Genomic DNA, 13,248 nt, shown 5'->3' with positions numbered 1-13,248 from the left:
ACGCTCGGCTACTGATTTTGCCTGCGGACTCGCTGGATGGCCGTAATGAGGATTGCGGCGCCGATCGCGAAGGGCGCGCCCCCGACAGGAAGCCGTGGCCGCGATGGACCGAGCGCCAACTGGAACGCAAGTGGGACGCAGACCACGGCGAGGGCCATCCATACGCCACCCACGAGGGCGAGGATCTTACTGACCCGGCTCACGTTCCGGCCGGTCGGCCCTCCAGGATTCACGGTGAGCGCGGTGGTGACGACGCAGGCGAGCACGACAACGATGAAGTACGTCACGTGATAGCCGATCACAACGACAGGCCGAGGGCTGAGTCCCGACCAGGAGATCAGTGCCTGCTGGTCCGAGAGGCGAAGCACGGTCGTCATAACCATCGTCGGAATGAAGCTGACAGCAAAGTTCGCCAGCACGATGGGAACGATGACGCCACCGCCGAGCAGATGCAGTGGGACAATCCTCTCTTTCACTTCCTTGCCTTTGCCACCGGCGTCACGCATTGGCACGTTTCGAACGGCTTCGAACACCAGGACCGCCGAGGCCAGAACGACGACTGAAATCACCGCATAGGCAATGACGATCGTCGGTAAGGCCGGGTCGCCCCGGACGGCGGCAATCCAACGGGCAACGTGATGCGTTCCCTGCAACAAGGTCTGAACTCCGTACAGGAACCAGACGCCGTAACCCGCCGGCTCGCCAAATCGATCGATCACCCGGCCCAAACCGAAGAGAACCATTGTGCCGAGCAGGAGGCCAAAGATACTGAGAAGCCCAGCGGTGGAAGTCAGCATCGCGGCGCGGCCGCCAAGGAAAAGCAGGGCCACGCCGAAAGCGCGGGCCAGGGCGAGTCCCGCCGTGAGCCACGCTAGCGAGCGCCACATCGATCGCTCGTCGCTCAACGACCTTCGCAAATTGCCGCTGCCGGCGGCCCACAGCCAAAAGATGACGAACGCGCCAACGAACGGCTCCAGCCCCAACGCCACGAGACTGTCCTGCTCGAGTGGGTTCCCGACGAGCAGTGAGAGGAGACCGCTGTCGGCAGAGAATTGCCCGGATGCGAGCCTGAGGTCCATGAGACCCGCAACCGGGAGTGGAATGGCGGCGAGGATTCTCCAGAACGCAAGGCAGATCAAGGTGACCGCGAGACGCGGCCAGATGGCGACGAGACGTCGCCAGGCTGCCCCCATCGTTAGATCGCCAGGCCGACGTACTCCAGGTCGCGCCAGATCTGGCCGTCGCGAACGTCGACGACGCTGACCGAAGGCTGGCGAACCTTCCCCATGAGACCCGTATAGGTCCATTCGCCAATAACGACCACCGTGTCGCCTTCCGTCACGAGCCGTTCGACCTCAAACGTTACGTCCGGCGTGCGCGCCACGGCCTGGCGGCTCAGCAGCACGAACGCTTCCCGGCCGAGGATGGGCTCGGGCACCCCGGGTGTTCGATGCACGACGTCGGGATGGAGCCGGCGGGCAAAGCCGTCCCAGTCGCGCGCGCGAAGCGCATCGAGGGCCGCCGTCACGACGGCCGTGGCTGCCGTCACGACAGGTGGAAGAGATGGCGCGCAAAGAGGAGGGCGCCGACCAGAGCGGCACCGCCCGCGGCGACCAGCACCGCCGCCGCTGCAACATCCTTGGCGCGACCGATCATCGGATGGTGCTCGGGCCATGCGTAGTCGATCAGCACTTCGAGCGTCGTGTTGAATAGTTCGGCCGCGATCACGACCGCAAAGCACAGCACGAGTCCGACGAATTCGATGGCGGTGAATCGAAAGAGCAGGGCCGCCACCAGCACCAAGAATGCGATGAGGAGGTGCACTCGCAAGTTCGCCTGCGAAGAGAGCGCCCAGGCAAAGCCGCGCCCCGCATGGCGGAAGCTGTAGATCGTGCGGCGCAGGTCGACGCGGCGTGCTCGGCTCGGGCTACCAATCCGCTCCGCCTCGAACTCGGCGTCGGAGTGCGGCGTCATGGCGCTTTGGACAGGATCCGGTTGGTCAGCGCCGTCATGGCGGCCTCCTCCGCGGACTCGGCGTGGTCGTAGCCGAGCAAATGGAGGAAGCCGTGCACCGCGAGAAGCCGCACTTCGTCATCGACCGGATGACCGGCCTCGCGCGCCTGGCGTCGCGCGAGCGGCACAGACATCACAATGTCCCCCAGCCAATCTTCGGTACCCGGTGGCGGCTGAAAGCGCCGGTCGGTCGGCTGCTCGCGGGCGGCGAAAGCGAGCACGTCGGTCGGCTCATCGAGCCCGCGATAGCGGCTGTTGTACTCGCGCAGACGCTCGTCGCTCGTGAGCGTCACGACCGTCACGGTCCGATCGGGTACCTTCATGGTCCGCGCCGCGGTTTGCAGCACCACCTTCAGCCCATCCAGATCCACTCCCGAAGTAATGGACGCGGGACCCAAACGGCTCATCTGGATGAGCACGGCAGTATCGTACCCGGGCCGGGGCGGTTACGCCGTGGGTTTGGGGGACTTCGGGTCGGTACGGCCGGCGAGGTAGCGGAGCCCGATCAAGCCGGCCGCCAGCAGCACCCAGACCAGGAGGATCCAGTCCTGCGGGACCGATGACCGCCGGCCGAGGTCGGCCGCCAGCGCGTCGGCAAGAATGAACATTCCGATCAGGAGCAGGCCGGTGCCCTCCATCCGGGTGCGCGTCTTGCCAGGGTCGGGATTGCGACGCAGGAATTTCGGCACCTTGCCAAAGCCGATCATCGAAACGGCCGGGATGATCACGGCAGCTGCCGCGACATAGGCAAGCACGATGACCGAGCCCGAAAGGAGCACTACCTGAATATCGCAGCAGGAGCTGGAAGTTTGCACCTGCACCTGACGGCGGCTGACACCAGCTTTGAGCTGGCGGCGGGCTAGGAGGGGCTCGGCCGCGGACGCGTCGCCGGTCGGGGTAAGGGAATCGTCTTGTCCTCGGTGTCGAGGGTCCCGTCGTGCCCGCCACCCGTCGTGTCGACGGCGGCTCCGGCGACCGCCGTTTCGGCCACCGCGGCGGGATACTCGATGCGGGCGTGGTAGATGCTGACGACCATGTTGGCCATCGCCTCTTCCACCAGGCGGAGGTCGCGGAAGGACAGATCGCATTCATCGAGCTGGCCGTCGCGAACGAACCCCTGGAGCATGCGGTGCACGTGATCGCGGATCCCTTCCGTGCTGCGATCCTTGAGGGTCCGGGCTGACGCCTCGACCGTGTCCGCGATCATGACGATGGCCGCTTCTTTCGAGCGCGGGCGGGGGCCGGGGTAGCGGAAGTCGTCCTCGCGGACATCAAGCCCCTGCTCGAGCGCCTGCCGGTAGAAATAGCGCTTGACCGTCGTCCCCTGATGCTGCTGGACGATTTCCCGGACCGTGGTTGGGAAGTGATACTGCTTGAGCAGCTCGACGCCTTCGGTGACATGCGCGTTCAGGATGTCCGAGCTGGTCGTGGGCGACAGGTTTTCGTGGATGTTGCCGATGTCCGCCTGGTTCTCCACGAAGAAGTGCGGCCGCCGGATCTTGCCGATGTCGTGGAAATAGCAGCCGACTCTCGCCAGCACCGGGTTGGCGCCGACCGCCTCCGCAGCGGCCTCGGCCAGGTTGGCGGCCACGATCGAGTGGTTGTAGGTTCCCGGGGCGCTCACCATCAAGCGCTTCAGGAGCGGATTGTTCGGCGTCATCAGCTCGAGCAGCTTCATCGGGGTGATGACACGGGTGATCTCGCCGAGCCAGGTGAGCAGGCCGGCCGCGATCAGGGCCGAGACCAGCCCGTTGATCAGCGCGAGGCCACCAATGGTGAGAATCTCGTCGAGCGACTGGTGCCGCTCGATCAGTGAGAGCGACACCAGCGTCACGAACTGGGCACCGGCGACCAGGATGCCGGCGGTGACCCACTGGCCAAGGCGCTCGAGCCGGTGGACATAGATCGAGCCGATCGCTCCGCCCAGGAAGCCGACCAGCGTGAGTGGCAGTACGTTATCGGCGACGATGCCGGTCAGCAAACCGACAGCCATCGCGACGATGATGCCCAGCCCGGCATCCATCAAGGCGGCAACCAGGAGGGGCACGGCCGCCATCGGCACGAGGTATTGCGTGTTGGGGTTGATCGGAACAACCAGTTTGGCCACGAGCAGCAGGACCAGCATCAATCCCCCGAGGGTGGCGAGCTGTCGCGGGTCTCGGAGGATCGCCGGCCGGAATTGCATCAGGTAGCCGAGGGCGACCGCGAACAGGATGATGACCAGCATGAAGACGGCCAGGATGCGTGCCCAGTCCGTCTTGGGCGCGAGCAGGCCGACCGCCTGGGCTTCCTCAAGCTGGAATGGCGTGACCAGGTCGCCGTAGCGGATGATCGTCTGTCCTTGGGCGACGGTCACAAAGACCGCGGGCACGGCGTCACTCGCCTGCTGTCGCTTGAGCGTGGTCTCCGTCGGCTGGTAATTGACTTTCAAATTGGCCCGAATGAGGGTGGCCACCACTGAGGCGCCGGTGGCATCCAGCTTGAGGGCCGCCGCCCGCGTCTGCGCGGTGTCCGAGGCGCTCTTCAGTGTGTCGGCCTTGATGCCGTTGCTCTCGAGCTGCTGCAGGATGTCGCCCGCGCTCTTGAAGACCGTCGCCACGGTGCCCTCGTCTGCCTGCAGGAGATACTGCCGCTGCGCATCGCTGAGCTGCGGCTCCAGAAGGCTTAGCTGCGCCGAACGGTCGGGCCCAGAGGCCGACGACCGGCGCAGGTCGGAAACTTTGGTCGCGAGTGAATCGATCGCCTGGCGTTGCTGGATGCTGACCGAGCCATCGAACTGGTCCGGCACCTGTGCCGCGGCGGCGGCCCGCGCTTCGTCACGCCTGGTCTGGCTCTCATAGCGCACCGACCGTTGCGAGACGACGTCCTGGCTGGAGACCTCACCCGCGCGCAGGTTGAGCCGGTTCGGCAGGAAGTTCTGGGCGACGACGAGGGCCGTCGCCAGCGCCAGGATGAGGGTGATCGCTGCAGGCCGAAGGTAGGGCGGCCAGCGCCTGCCCGCGCCGATGTGCCCCAACCGAAGGTCGCGTGCGAAGAGCCGCCCGCGCCGCCGGAGTTGGTCGATCGCCGATGAGCTGCGCTGTCTCATCTCTTCAGCAGGGATCGTGTCCCCTCAGGACGGGCCGATTACGTCGTGCGAGCCCGCCGCTTACGCGCCGCCGCGATCTTCTTCTTGCGCTTTACGCTGGGCTTTTCGTAGTGCTCACGCCGCCGAACCTCGGAGAGAACACCGTTCTGCTTGATCTTCTTATTGAAGCGGCGTAGGGCGCTCTCGAAGGTCTCGTTCTCGCGGACCTTGATCTCCGACAACTGGATTGCACCCCCTCTGCCCGGAGTCCATTGTTGGGCAGAAGTATAGCCGCGCTCGAGTTTAGGCGTCAACACAAACGCCGATCTTCCGGAGCCGGTTCAGGTCACGACCGGCCCACAACCCGGTCGCACCCGGGGCCGCCGGGCGCACAACCCTGTAACAGGCGCCGGGGAGGCTCGATGGCCCACTTTTATGGTGCGTTCATCTTGCTAGAGGATCCGATCCTCAAGGAGGTCGCCCCGTAATGTTTACGATCCTGACGACGTGGATCAGCGAACGAATCATCACGGTCACCGCGGTGAGCGTGCTGACCGTCGCGGCTGTCCCCACGACCCTGATCATCGTTTCGCACGACGACCACAACACCATCGCCGTCGTCCAACCGGCCGATGAGCACCAGAAGGTGGTGCTGGTGAGCGCCGTCAAGAAGGCGGGCGATGCCGTCATCGCCAAGCTCAACACCGCCGAAAACGGCTGCAGCACGCAGGTGACGCAGGCGGTTTCGACCTCGAAGGTCGCGGCCAAGGTCCAGCCGGCACTGGCGACCGCGAAGTCGCAGATCCACGGCAGCGTCCTGCCGATCGTCACCGCCATCAAGGCGGACGAGGATCGCTTCGCCCATCTGAAGTTCGTGACGCCGCAAGACGAAGAGAATGAGCTCGCCGAGCTCAACACGATCGCGATCATCGCCCTGGGCGATGGTCACTCGACCGGCACGGTTACGGTGACCTGCCAGACCGTCTTGATCACGATCACGGAGACGATCCAGATCACGATCACGCAGACGGTACCTTGCACGACGCCGCCCGACGAACGCGACGGCGACTAACCGCTGACTATGCTGAAGGGCGGGAGCGCGGCTCCCGCCCTTTTTGTTTGGAAGAGCCAGCCGCCAAGGACCTGTACCCGGGCACCTTCAGCCGCCACGCTGCGGCGTACAAGCAGCGCCTTGATGAGGTGATGGCTCGCAGCGAATCGCGCGGCCGAGCCGCCGTCATCGAGTGGGTCAATCCCACCCCAGGCAAGCGGATCCTCGACCTGGCCTGTGGGCCGGGCACGCTGAGCTACCGCCTCGCGCGTGAGGTGTCGCCCGATGGCGAAGTCGTCGGGATCGACCTGGCCCCGGGCATGATCGACCTGGCCCGGGCAGACGCACCGCCGGACCTTCCGTTGCGTTTCGAGCTAATGGACATGGAGGACCTTCGCTTTCCTGATGCCCACTTCGATGCGGTCGTGTGCGGCCACGGCCTGCAGTTTGTCCCCGATCTCCTGCGAGCGTTGACCGAGGCGCGGCGCGTCGTCAAGCCCGACGCCCGGTTCGCGGCAAGCGTGCCCATCGATCCTTCACAGCCCAGTGGGGCACAAGCCATCCTCGAGCGCGCGGTCGGCGGCCACCTGCCGCCGGCGCCGAGGGCCCACGATCAGTTCAACACCCGACGGACGGTCGAGGACGAGCGCGCCTTCGCCACCGTCGCACGGCAGGCCGGCTTTCGTGAAGCGAGCGTCGTGCGATTCGACGAGTCGACCACCTGGACGAGCCCGCAACATTTCATCGAGAGGGCCTCGGGGTGGTGGTCAATGGCCGTCCGTCTCGACGCCATCCCCCCGACGGAACGAGTGGCCATCCTGGCGCGCGGCGTTCATGCGATCGAGGCGGAGCTCGGCACGGGACCGCTCCAGATCGCCGGCGCGACCAACGTGCTGCGGGCGACCGTGTGATCGAGCTACCAGAGCTCGCCGCCGCCGATCAGGATGTAGACGATCGGCCCGACCCCCCAAACGATGCAGATGATCGCCCAGATCAATTTCTGGCCGGCGTTGAGGTCACTCCGACCCAGGATGTTGATGAGCGCAAGCAGGTAGGCCAGCGGGTGCAGAATGGCGGAGATCACGATTTCGAGCAGGAGCTTCACCGGGCCATGGTACCGGCCGCGAGCACCCGAAGGCTCTCGGACGTGAGCGGCTCGCCGCTCCAATCCCCGTAGAGGTCGACGCGGCCGAAGCCCGCGCTCCGCAGGATCGCGCTGACATCGTGTCCGTCGTACAGCCGGATCGCGTGGAGGTTGACCTCGGTGTCGTTGGGGGTGGTCACCGTTCGTTCGACGACCATTCGCCGCGCGGTGCGATCGAGGGAGCGCCGCTCGACGACCGCGGCCTGGCCGACGGTGAACCACTCTCGCTCCTCGAACCTGGCCATCAGCCGCTCGCCGTTGATCACTTCGAGGAGGAAGCGGCCGCCGGGCGTGAGCATCGCCGCGGCGGCGTCGACCACCTTGCGATCATCCGCCTCATCGGCAAAGTAGCCGAGGCTGGTGAAGAGGTTGAGGACGACGTCGAACCGCTCGCCCGCAATCGGCTCCCGCATGTCGCCCGCGAGCCACCGAACTCGGACGCCATCCGTCCGGGCGCGCTCCTCCGCCACCTTCAGGAGGAAGGGCGACAGGTCGACGCCGGTGACGTCGTAGCCTCGGCGCGCCAGCTCGATCGCGTGCCGGCCCTGGCCGCACGGGAGGTCGAGGATGCGCAGCGGCGGCGACAAGGCAAGCAGGGCTTCCAGCCGATCGATCTCGACTGGTGTCCGCTCAGCCAGGTAGTCGTCGTAGAGGGCTAGGTAGCCTGGCCCGAACCAGCTCCGCCACCATTCTGAATCCGGCTCCACCATCCTCTATATATAAGGGCCAGCACAACAATGGGCGAACCGCACCCGCATCCCGAACATCTGTGGCGCAACCCGGAGCCAAGACGCGCCTACGAGGTCGTCATCGTCGGCGCGGGCGGCCACGGCCTGGCCACGGCCTACTACCTCGCGAAGAATCACGGCATCACCGACGTCGCGGTGCTAGAGCGCGGCTGGCTGGCGGGCGGCAACATGGCCCGCAATACCACGGTCATTCGCTCGAATTACCTGTGGGACGAGAGCGCCGCGATCTACGAGCACTCCCTCAAGCTCTGGGAGCACCTTGCCGACGAGCTCCATTACGAGATCCTGTTCAGCCAGCGCGGCGTGCTCAGCCTGGTACACAGCCTGGGCGACCGGCGCGAAGGGCTGCGGCGCATCAACGCGAACCGGCTGAACGGGATCGATGCCGAATGGCTCACAACCGCCGAGATTAAAGCCTTCTGCCCCATCGTCAACGTCTCGCCCGATGTGCGCTACCCGGTGATCGGGGGCACGCTGCAGCGACGGGGTGGAATCGCCAGACACGATTACGTTGCCTGGGCGTTCGCGCGCAAGGCCGATGAGATGGGGGTCGACTTGATTCAGAACTGTGAGGTCACCGGTTTCGACCTCGACGGCGATCGGGTCCGTGGCGTGCACACCAACCGCGGGTTGATCGCGGCGAACAAGGTCGCGCTCTGCGCCGCCGGGCATTCAACGGTGCTGGCCGACATGGTCGGCCTCGACCTCCCCATCCAGAGTCATCCCCTTCAGGCTCTGGTCTCGGAATTGCTCGAGCCGGTCCTGAACTGCGTCGTCATGTCGAACGCGGTTCACGTCTACGTCAGCCAGGCGCATAAGGGCGAGCTGGTCATGGGCGCCGGGATCGATCCCTACAACTCCTATGCGCAGCGCGGCTCTCCGCACGTCATCGAGTACCAGCTGGCGGCCGCCTGCGAGCTGTTCCCGGTCTTCAGCCGCGCCCACGTGCTGCGGACCTGGGCCGGCATCGTCGACGTTTCCCCGGACGCGTCGCCCATTCTGGGACTGACGCCGATCGAGAACCTGTTCATCAATTGCGGCTGGGGCACGGGTGGGTTCAAAGCGACACCGGGAGCGGGCTGGGTGTATGCGCACACCATCGCGCATGGCGAAGCGCATCCGCTGAACGCGCCTTTTACGCTCGAGCGCTTCACCACAGGCGCATTGATCGACGAGCATGGCGCCGCGGCGGTGGCGCACTAGCCGTGCTCATCCCCTGCCCCTGGTGCGGCGACCGCGAGGACATCGAGTTCCGGTACGGCGGCGCGGCACAGGTCGCCTACCCGACGGATCCTGAGTCGGCCGACGACGCGCACTGGGCACGCTATATCTTCTTCCGGCCGAATCCGAAGGGAACGATGGCCGAGCGCTGGGTGCACACCGCCGGCTGCCGGCGCTGGTTCAGCCTCATTCGCGACACGGTCACGCACACCATCACGCCAGCATGAGCCGGCTGGCTTCGGGCGGCCGCATCGACCGCGCGCGCCCGATTCGCTTCAGCTTCAATGGCTCGCCATACCGCGCGTACCACGGCGACACCCTGGCGTCGGCCCTGCTGGCGAACGACGTGCGGGTGATCGCCCACAGCGTGACGTACGAACGTCCTCGCGGCGTTTTCTCGGCAGGCGTCGAGGAACCGAATGCGCTCGTGCATGTCGGCCACGACACCATGCTTCGCGCCACGCAGGTCGAGCTGTTCGATGGGCTGGAGGCGATCGGGCTGAACGGCCTCGGGCGGCTGAGCGCTGAGCCGGACGCCGGCCGATACGACAAGGTCTACGCCCACTGCGAGGTGCTGGTCGTCGGAGGCGGTCGAGCCGGCATCACCGCAGCCCTCGATGCCAGCCAGACAGGCGGCCGAGTGATCCTGGTCGATGAGCAGGCGGAGCTGGGCGGGCGGCTCCTGGGTGCCGGCTGGAGCGATTGGCTCGACGCGAGTCTCGCGACCCTTCATTCACAACCGGACGTCCGGCTACTAACCCGCGCGACGGCCTTTGGCCACTACGAGCAGAACCTGGTCCTGGTCGCGCAGCGCCGGCCCGGCGGCGGCCGCCTCTGGCAGGTCCGGGCGAAACGGATCGTGCTCGCGACCGGCGCCCACGAGCGGCCATTGCTGTTCGCGAACAACGACCGGCCCGGCGTCATGCTCGCGGGCGCGGCCCGGACCTACGTCAACCGCTACGGGGTGGCGCCCGGAACGCGGGCGGTGATCTTCACGAACAACGACAGCACCAATCTCGTCGCGGCCGACCTCAAGAGTGCCGGCATCAGCGTCGAGGCGATCGTCGACGTTCGGGCCGGAGAAGCCGTCGTCGATACGGGTGGCGACGAGGAAGGCCTCCGGAGCGTCCTGATCGGCTCGCTGAGGGGACCGGATGCGACACGAGAAATCGAGTGCGACCTGCTATGCGTCTCGGGTGGTTTCAATCCGACGCTGCATCTGTTCAGCCAGGCGCAAGGTCGCCTTCGATACGACCAGGGTCTTGCGTGCTTCGTGCCGGATGGCGCGCTGCCTAACGTTGACGTCGTCGGCGCCGCGACCGGAGACCTCGGTGGGCGCGGCCAGGGCACGATCATGCCCTACTGGGTGGTCCCCGGCGATGGACGGGACTGGTCGACTCATTTCGTCGACCTCGAGCGGGACGTGACCGTGGCGGATGTGCGGCGAGCCCTCAGCACCGGCATGCAGTCGGTCGAGCACGTCAAGCGGTTCACCTCGATCGGCACCGGCAGCGACCAGGGCAAGACAGCGGGCATCAACGAGACCGCCATCGTGGCCACGCAGCTCGGGCAGCCCGTCGACGCGGTGGGCGTGACAACGTTCCGCCCACCGTACGTGCCGGTTTTGTTTGGCCTGATGGCCGGCCGAAATCGCGGCGATCTTTTCGATCCGATTCGCGTAACCGCCATCCATCCCTGGCACGTCGGACATGGAGCCGTCTTCGAGAACGTCGGCCAATGGAAGCGCCCCTGGTATTTCCCGCGACATGACGAGGACACGGAGGCGGCGGTGCTGCGCGAGTGCCACGCAGCACGAGAGGGCGTGGCGGTGATGGATGCCTCGACGCTGGGCAAGATCGACATCCAGGGGCCCGATGCGGTCGAGTTCCTGAATCGGATGTATACCAACGCGTTTGACACGCTCAAGGTCGGCTCGTGCCGCTACGGTCTGATGTGCAAGGCGGATGGCATGGTCTTCGACGACGGCGTCGTGATGCACCTTCGGCCGGACCACTGGCTTGCCACGACCACGACCGGGGGCGCGGCGGCCGTGCTCGATTGGATGGAGGAGTGGCTACAGACCGAGTGGCCCGATCTCCGCGTTCGCCTCACATCCGTGACGGACCAGTGGTCCGACGTGGCCGTGGTCGGTCCGCGTTCGCGCGAGGTTGTATCAGCGCTCTTTCCGAAGCTTGCCATCGATGCGCAGAGCTTCCCGTTTATGGCGATTCGCGAGGGCGAAACCGCGGGCATTCCCGTGCGTCTGCACCGGATCACGTTCTCCGGCGAGCTGGCGTACGAGCTCTGGACGCCAAGCTGGTATGGACTTAAGCTCTGGGAAGCCGTGATGGTGGCTGGCGAGCCGTTTGGGATTACGCCTTATGGCACCGAGACTATGCACGTGCTCCGCGCCGAAAAAGGCTACATCATCTGCGGCCAGGAGACTGACGGCACGGTGACGCCACAGGACCTGGGCATGAGCTGGATCGTGTCGAAGAAGAAACCGTTCATCGGGCAGCGCTCCCACCGGCGGAGCGATACGGCTCGGACGGATCGGAAGCACCTGGTCGGTCTGCTGCCGGTCGACGGGAATCAGCTTCTTCCGGAAGGTGCGCAGCTGGCTCAGCAACCCGACGCTGTAGTGCCCGTCAAGATGGCCGGCCACGTGACATCGAGCTATCGGAGCGCGACGCTCGGCCGGACATTTGCGCTGGCCATGCTGCAGGGTGGGCGTGAGCGATTGGGCAGCACCGTCCACGCGCCGCTGAACGGGCATGTCGTCGCCGCGATCGTGACCGAGCCGATCTTCTACGACAAGGAAAACACCCGCCGTGATAGCTGAGGCGGTTCGGCGCAGCGCGCTCGCCGATTACGCGGACCGCTTCGCCGCCCTGTCAGCAATGAACGGTGGCGACGTCTCCATCCGCGAGCTTCCGTTCCTCTCGCAAATCAACCTTCGGGCTGACTCCAAAGCCGCGGGCCTGATGCAGCAACTGGAGTCGGCTCTCGGTTTCGCCTTGCCGGTGGTGCCGAACACGGCCGCTTCAAGGGAAGACCGCCGAGCCTTATGGCTGGGTCCTGACGAATGGCTGGTCCTGGGTTCCGACAGTCAGCACGAAGCCCTGGAACAGGCGCTGCGCAATGGTCTCAACGGTGCCTTGGGTTCGATCGTCGACGTATCCGCCAACCGTACGCTACTCGAGATCCGCGGCACCAAGGCGCGCGACCTGCTGGCGCACGGGGTCCCGATCGATCTCGATCCACGCTCGTTCGGCCCCGGCTGCTGTGCCCAGACCCTGCTGGCGAAGGCCCAGGTCATCGTCGAGCGGCGAGACGAGGAAACGGCATTTCACCTTTACGTCCGCTCCTCGTTTGCCAGCTACCTGGCCAACTGGCTCCTCGACGCCGCGGCGGAGTAGTGTTTCAGGGTGCCTGAGAACGCCCTCAGCCTGCTCGTCAAGAACTACGCCATCGCGCACGGCCGGGTCATCGAGTCCGCTGACGCCACGGACGATGGCCAATTCGCGAAATCCGTGGGAACGCGGGTCCACAGCGTGGCATGGCAGGTCTGGCACATCGCCCGCTGGGATGATCGCTACGCGGAGATCCTTGTCGAGAAAACGCCGGAGCTCGCAGGCCGGTTCGGACCGCCCCAGCAGATCTGGGCGGCTGAATCGCTGGCGAAACAGTGGGGCCTGCCGATCGGGCACATGGGCCGCCGCGACACTGGCACGGAAATGGACGACGAGGCCGCCGACGCGCTTCGGCTACCGGAGAAAGCGGCGGTCATCGACTACGCCCGACGCGTCTTCGCTCGCTTGCGGACAATCTTGGAGGCCTTGCCGGAGGCAAGGATCTTTACGCCGATCGCGGACGATCCTGACAACGACACCTATGCCCATAACACCATGCTCTACCTGGATCATGTCCAGCGACACCTCGGGATGATCGAGGCGCTGCGCGGTCTCCAGGGGACCGCCGGGACCGCCACCAACTAGCCGGG

At 65.9% G+C, this 13,248-nt stretch carries 16 protein-coding genes; 7 read left to right on the top strand and 9 right to left on the bottom strand.

From position 1 onward, the window contains the following. Positions 1 to 8: 8 nt before the first annotated feature. The 7 genes from VHK65_00210 to rpsU all read right to left on the bottom strand — a co-directional run bounded on the left by VHK65_00210 (position 9) and on the right by rpsU (position 5,322). On the bottom strand, positions 9 to 1,193 hold the full coding sequence (locus tag VHK65_00210; protein ID HVS04579.1) for a hypothetical protein: 1,185 nt from the start codon (positions 1,191 to 1,193) through the stop codon (positions 9 to 11). Between the two features lie 2 nt (positions 1,194 to 1,195). Then, positions 1,196 to 1,549: a nuclear transport factor 2 family protein gene (locus tag VHK65_00205; protein HVS04578.1), complete on the bottom strand. Its 354-nt coding sequence runs from the start codon at positions 1,547 to 1,549 to the stop codon at positions 1,196 to 1,198. Beyond that, the gene (locus VHK65_00200; GenBank protein ID HVS04577.1) at positions 1,546 to 1,974 is read right to left on the bottom strand and encodes a diacylglycerol kinase family protein; all 429 of its coding nucleotides are present in this window, start codon (positions 1,972 to 1,974) and stop codon (positions 1,546 to 1,548) included. Before VHK65_00200 ends, VHK65_00205 begins: the two co-directional genes overlap by 4 nt. After that, positions 1,971 to 2,432: an rRNA maturation RNase YbeY gene (gene ybeY, locus VHK65_00195; protein HVS04576.1), complete on the bottom strand. Its 462-nt coding sequence runs from the start codon at positions 2,430 to 2,432 to the stop codon at positions 1,971 to 1,973. Before ybeY ends, VHK65_00200 begins: the two co-directional genes overlap by 4 nt. 27 nt (positions 2,433 to 2,459) lie before the next feature. Then, complete coding sequence (locus VHK65_00190; protein HVS04575.1) at positions 2,460 to 2,792, bottom strand: hypothetical protein; 333 nt, start codon at positions 2,790 to 2,792, stop codon at positions 2,460 to 2,462. An 80-nt stretch (positions 2,793 to 2,872) separates the two neighbouring features. Then, positions 2,873 to 5,101, bottom strand: a complete 2,229-nt coding sequence (locus VHK65_00185) for an HDIG domain-containing protein (GenBank protein ID HVS04574.1) — start codon at positions 5,099 to 5,101, stop codon at positions 2,873 to 2,875. Positions 5,102 to 5,139: 38 nt separating this feature from the next. Next, positions 5,140 to 5,322 (bottom strand): 30S ribosomal protein S21, encoded by a 183-nt coding sequence (rpsU, locus tag VHK65_00180; protein HVS04573.1) that lies wholly within the window; start codon positions 5,320 to 5,322, stop codon positions 5,140 to 5,142. A gap of 245 nt (positions 5,323 to 5,567) precedes the next feature. Between rpsU and VHK65_00175 the strand changes: the two genes are divergently transcribed. Next, positions 5,568 to 6,152, top strand: a complete 585-nt coding sequence (locus VHK65_00175; GenBank protein HVS04572.1) for a hypothetical protein — start codon at positions 5,568 to 5,570, stop codon at positions 6,150 to 6,152. A gap of 47 nt (positions 6,153 to 6,199) precedes the next feature. Continuing rightward, complete coding sequence (locus tag VHK65_00170; GenBank protein HVS04571.1) at positions 6,200 to 7,042, top strand: methyltransferase domain-containing protein; 843 nt, start codon at positions 6,200 to 6,202, stop codon at positions 7,040 to 7,042. 5 nt (positions 7,043 to 7,047) lie between these two features. On the opposite strand, the gene VHK65_00165 is transcribed toward VHK65_00170, so the two are convergent. After that, complete coding sequence (locus tag VHK65_00165; protein HVS04570.1) at positions 7,048 to 7,236, bottom strand: PLDc N-terminal domain-containing protein; 189 nt, start codon at positions 7,234 to 7,236, stop codon at positions 7,048 to 7,050. Then, positions 7,233 to 7,985, bottom strand: a complete 753-nt coding sequence (locus tag VHK65_00160; protein HVS04569.1) for a class I SAM-dependent methyltransferase — start codon at positions 7,983 to 7,985, stop codon at positions 7,233 to 7,235. Before VHK65_00160 ends, VHK65_00165 begins: the two co-directional genes overlap by 4 nt. 27 nt (positions 7,986 to 8,012) lie before the next feature. On the opposite strand from VHK65_00160, the gene VHK65_00155 reads away from it, so the two are divergent. The 5 genes from VHK65_00155 to VHK65_00135 are packed head-to-tail and all read left to right on the top strand — an operon-like array spanning position 8,013 to position 13,243. Then, on the top strand, positions 8,013 to 9,227 hold the full coding sequence (locus VHK65_00155) for a sarcosine oxidase subunit beta family protein (GenBank protein ID HVS04568.1): 1,215 nt from the start codon (positions 8,013 to 8,015) through the stop codon (positions 9,225 to 9,227). Between the two features lie 2 nt (positions 9,228 to 9,229). Continuing rightward, a complete protein-coding gene (locus VHK65_00150) occupies positions 9,230 to 9,472 on the top strand; it encodes a sarcosine oxidase subunit delta (protein HVS04567.1) in 243 nt (80 codons plus the stop codon). Next, complete coding sequence (locus VHK65_00145) at positions 9,469 to 12,087, top strand: 2Fe-2S iron-sulfur cluster-binding protein (protein HVS04566.1); 2,619 nt, start codon at positions 9,469 to 9,471, stop codon at positions 12,085 to 12,087. Before VHK65_00150 ends, VHK65_00145 begins: the two co-directional genes overlap by 4 nt. Next, complete coding sequence (locus tag VHK65_00140; GenBank protein HVS04565.1) at positions 12,077 to 12,664, top strand: sarcosine oxidase subunit gamma family protein; 588 nt, start codon at positions 12,077 to 12,079, stop codon at positions 12,662 to 12,664. The genes VHK65_00145 and VHK65_00140 overlap by 11 nt, the downstream gene beginning before the upstream one ends. Before the next feature lie 9 nt (positions 12,665 to 12,673). After that, a complete protein-coding gene (locus tag VHK65_00135) occupies positions 12,674 to 13,243 on the top strand; it encodes a DinB family protein (protein ID HVS04564.1) in 570 nt (189 codons plus the stop codon). Positions 13,244 to 13,248 lie beyond the last annotated feature (5 nt).

The sequence above is a fragment of the Candidatus Dormiibacterota bacterium genome, assembly GCA_035544955.1.
Taxonomy (GTDB): Bacteria; Chloroflexota; Dormibacteria; order CF-121; family CF-121; genus CF-13.
Note: the sequence above shows the minus strand (reverse complement) of the source record. Positions and strands in the feature narration are given on the sequence as shown.

Bases quoted from the DNA above. Each gene is read 5' to 3' on its own strand.
- VHK65_00210 (HVS04579.1), bottom strand. From the start codon at position 1,193: ATGGGGGCAGCCTGGCGACGTCTCGTCGCCATCTGGCCGCGTCTCGCG.
- VHK65_00200 (HVS04577.1), bottom strand. From the start codon at position 1,974: ATGACGCCGCACTCCGACGCCGAGTTCGAGGCGGAGCGGATTGGTAGC.
- VHK65_00185 (HVS04574.1), bottom strand. From the start codon at position 5,101: ATGAGACAGCGCAGCTCATCGGCGATCGACCAACTCCGGCGGCGCGGG.
- VHK65_00175 (HVS04572.1), top strand. From the start codon at position 5,568: ATGTTTACGATCCTGACGACGTGGATCAGCGAACGAATCATCACGGTC.
- VHK65_00160 (HVS04569.1), bottom strand. From the start codon at position 7,985: ATGGTGGAGCCGGATTCAGAATGGTGGCGGAGCTGGTTCGGGCCAGGC.
- VHK65_00155 (HVS04568.1), top strand. From the start codon at position 8,013: ATGGGCGAACCGCACCCGCATCCCGAACATCTGTGGCGCAACCCGGAG.
- VHK65_00145 (HVS04566.1), top strand. From the start codon at position 9,469: ATGAGCCGGCTGGCTTCGGGCGGCCGCATCGACCGCGCGCGCCCGATT.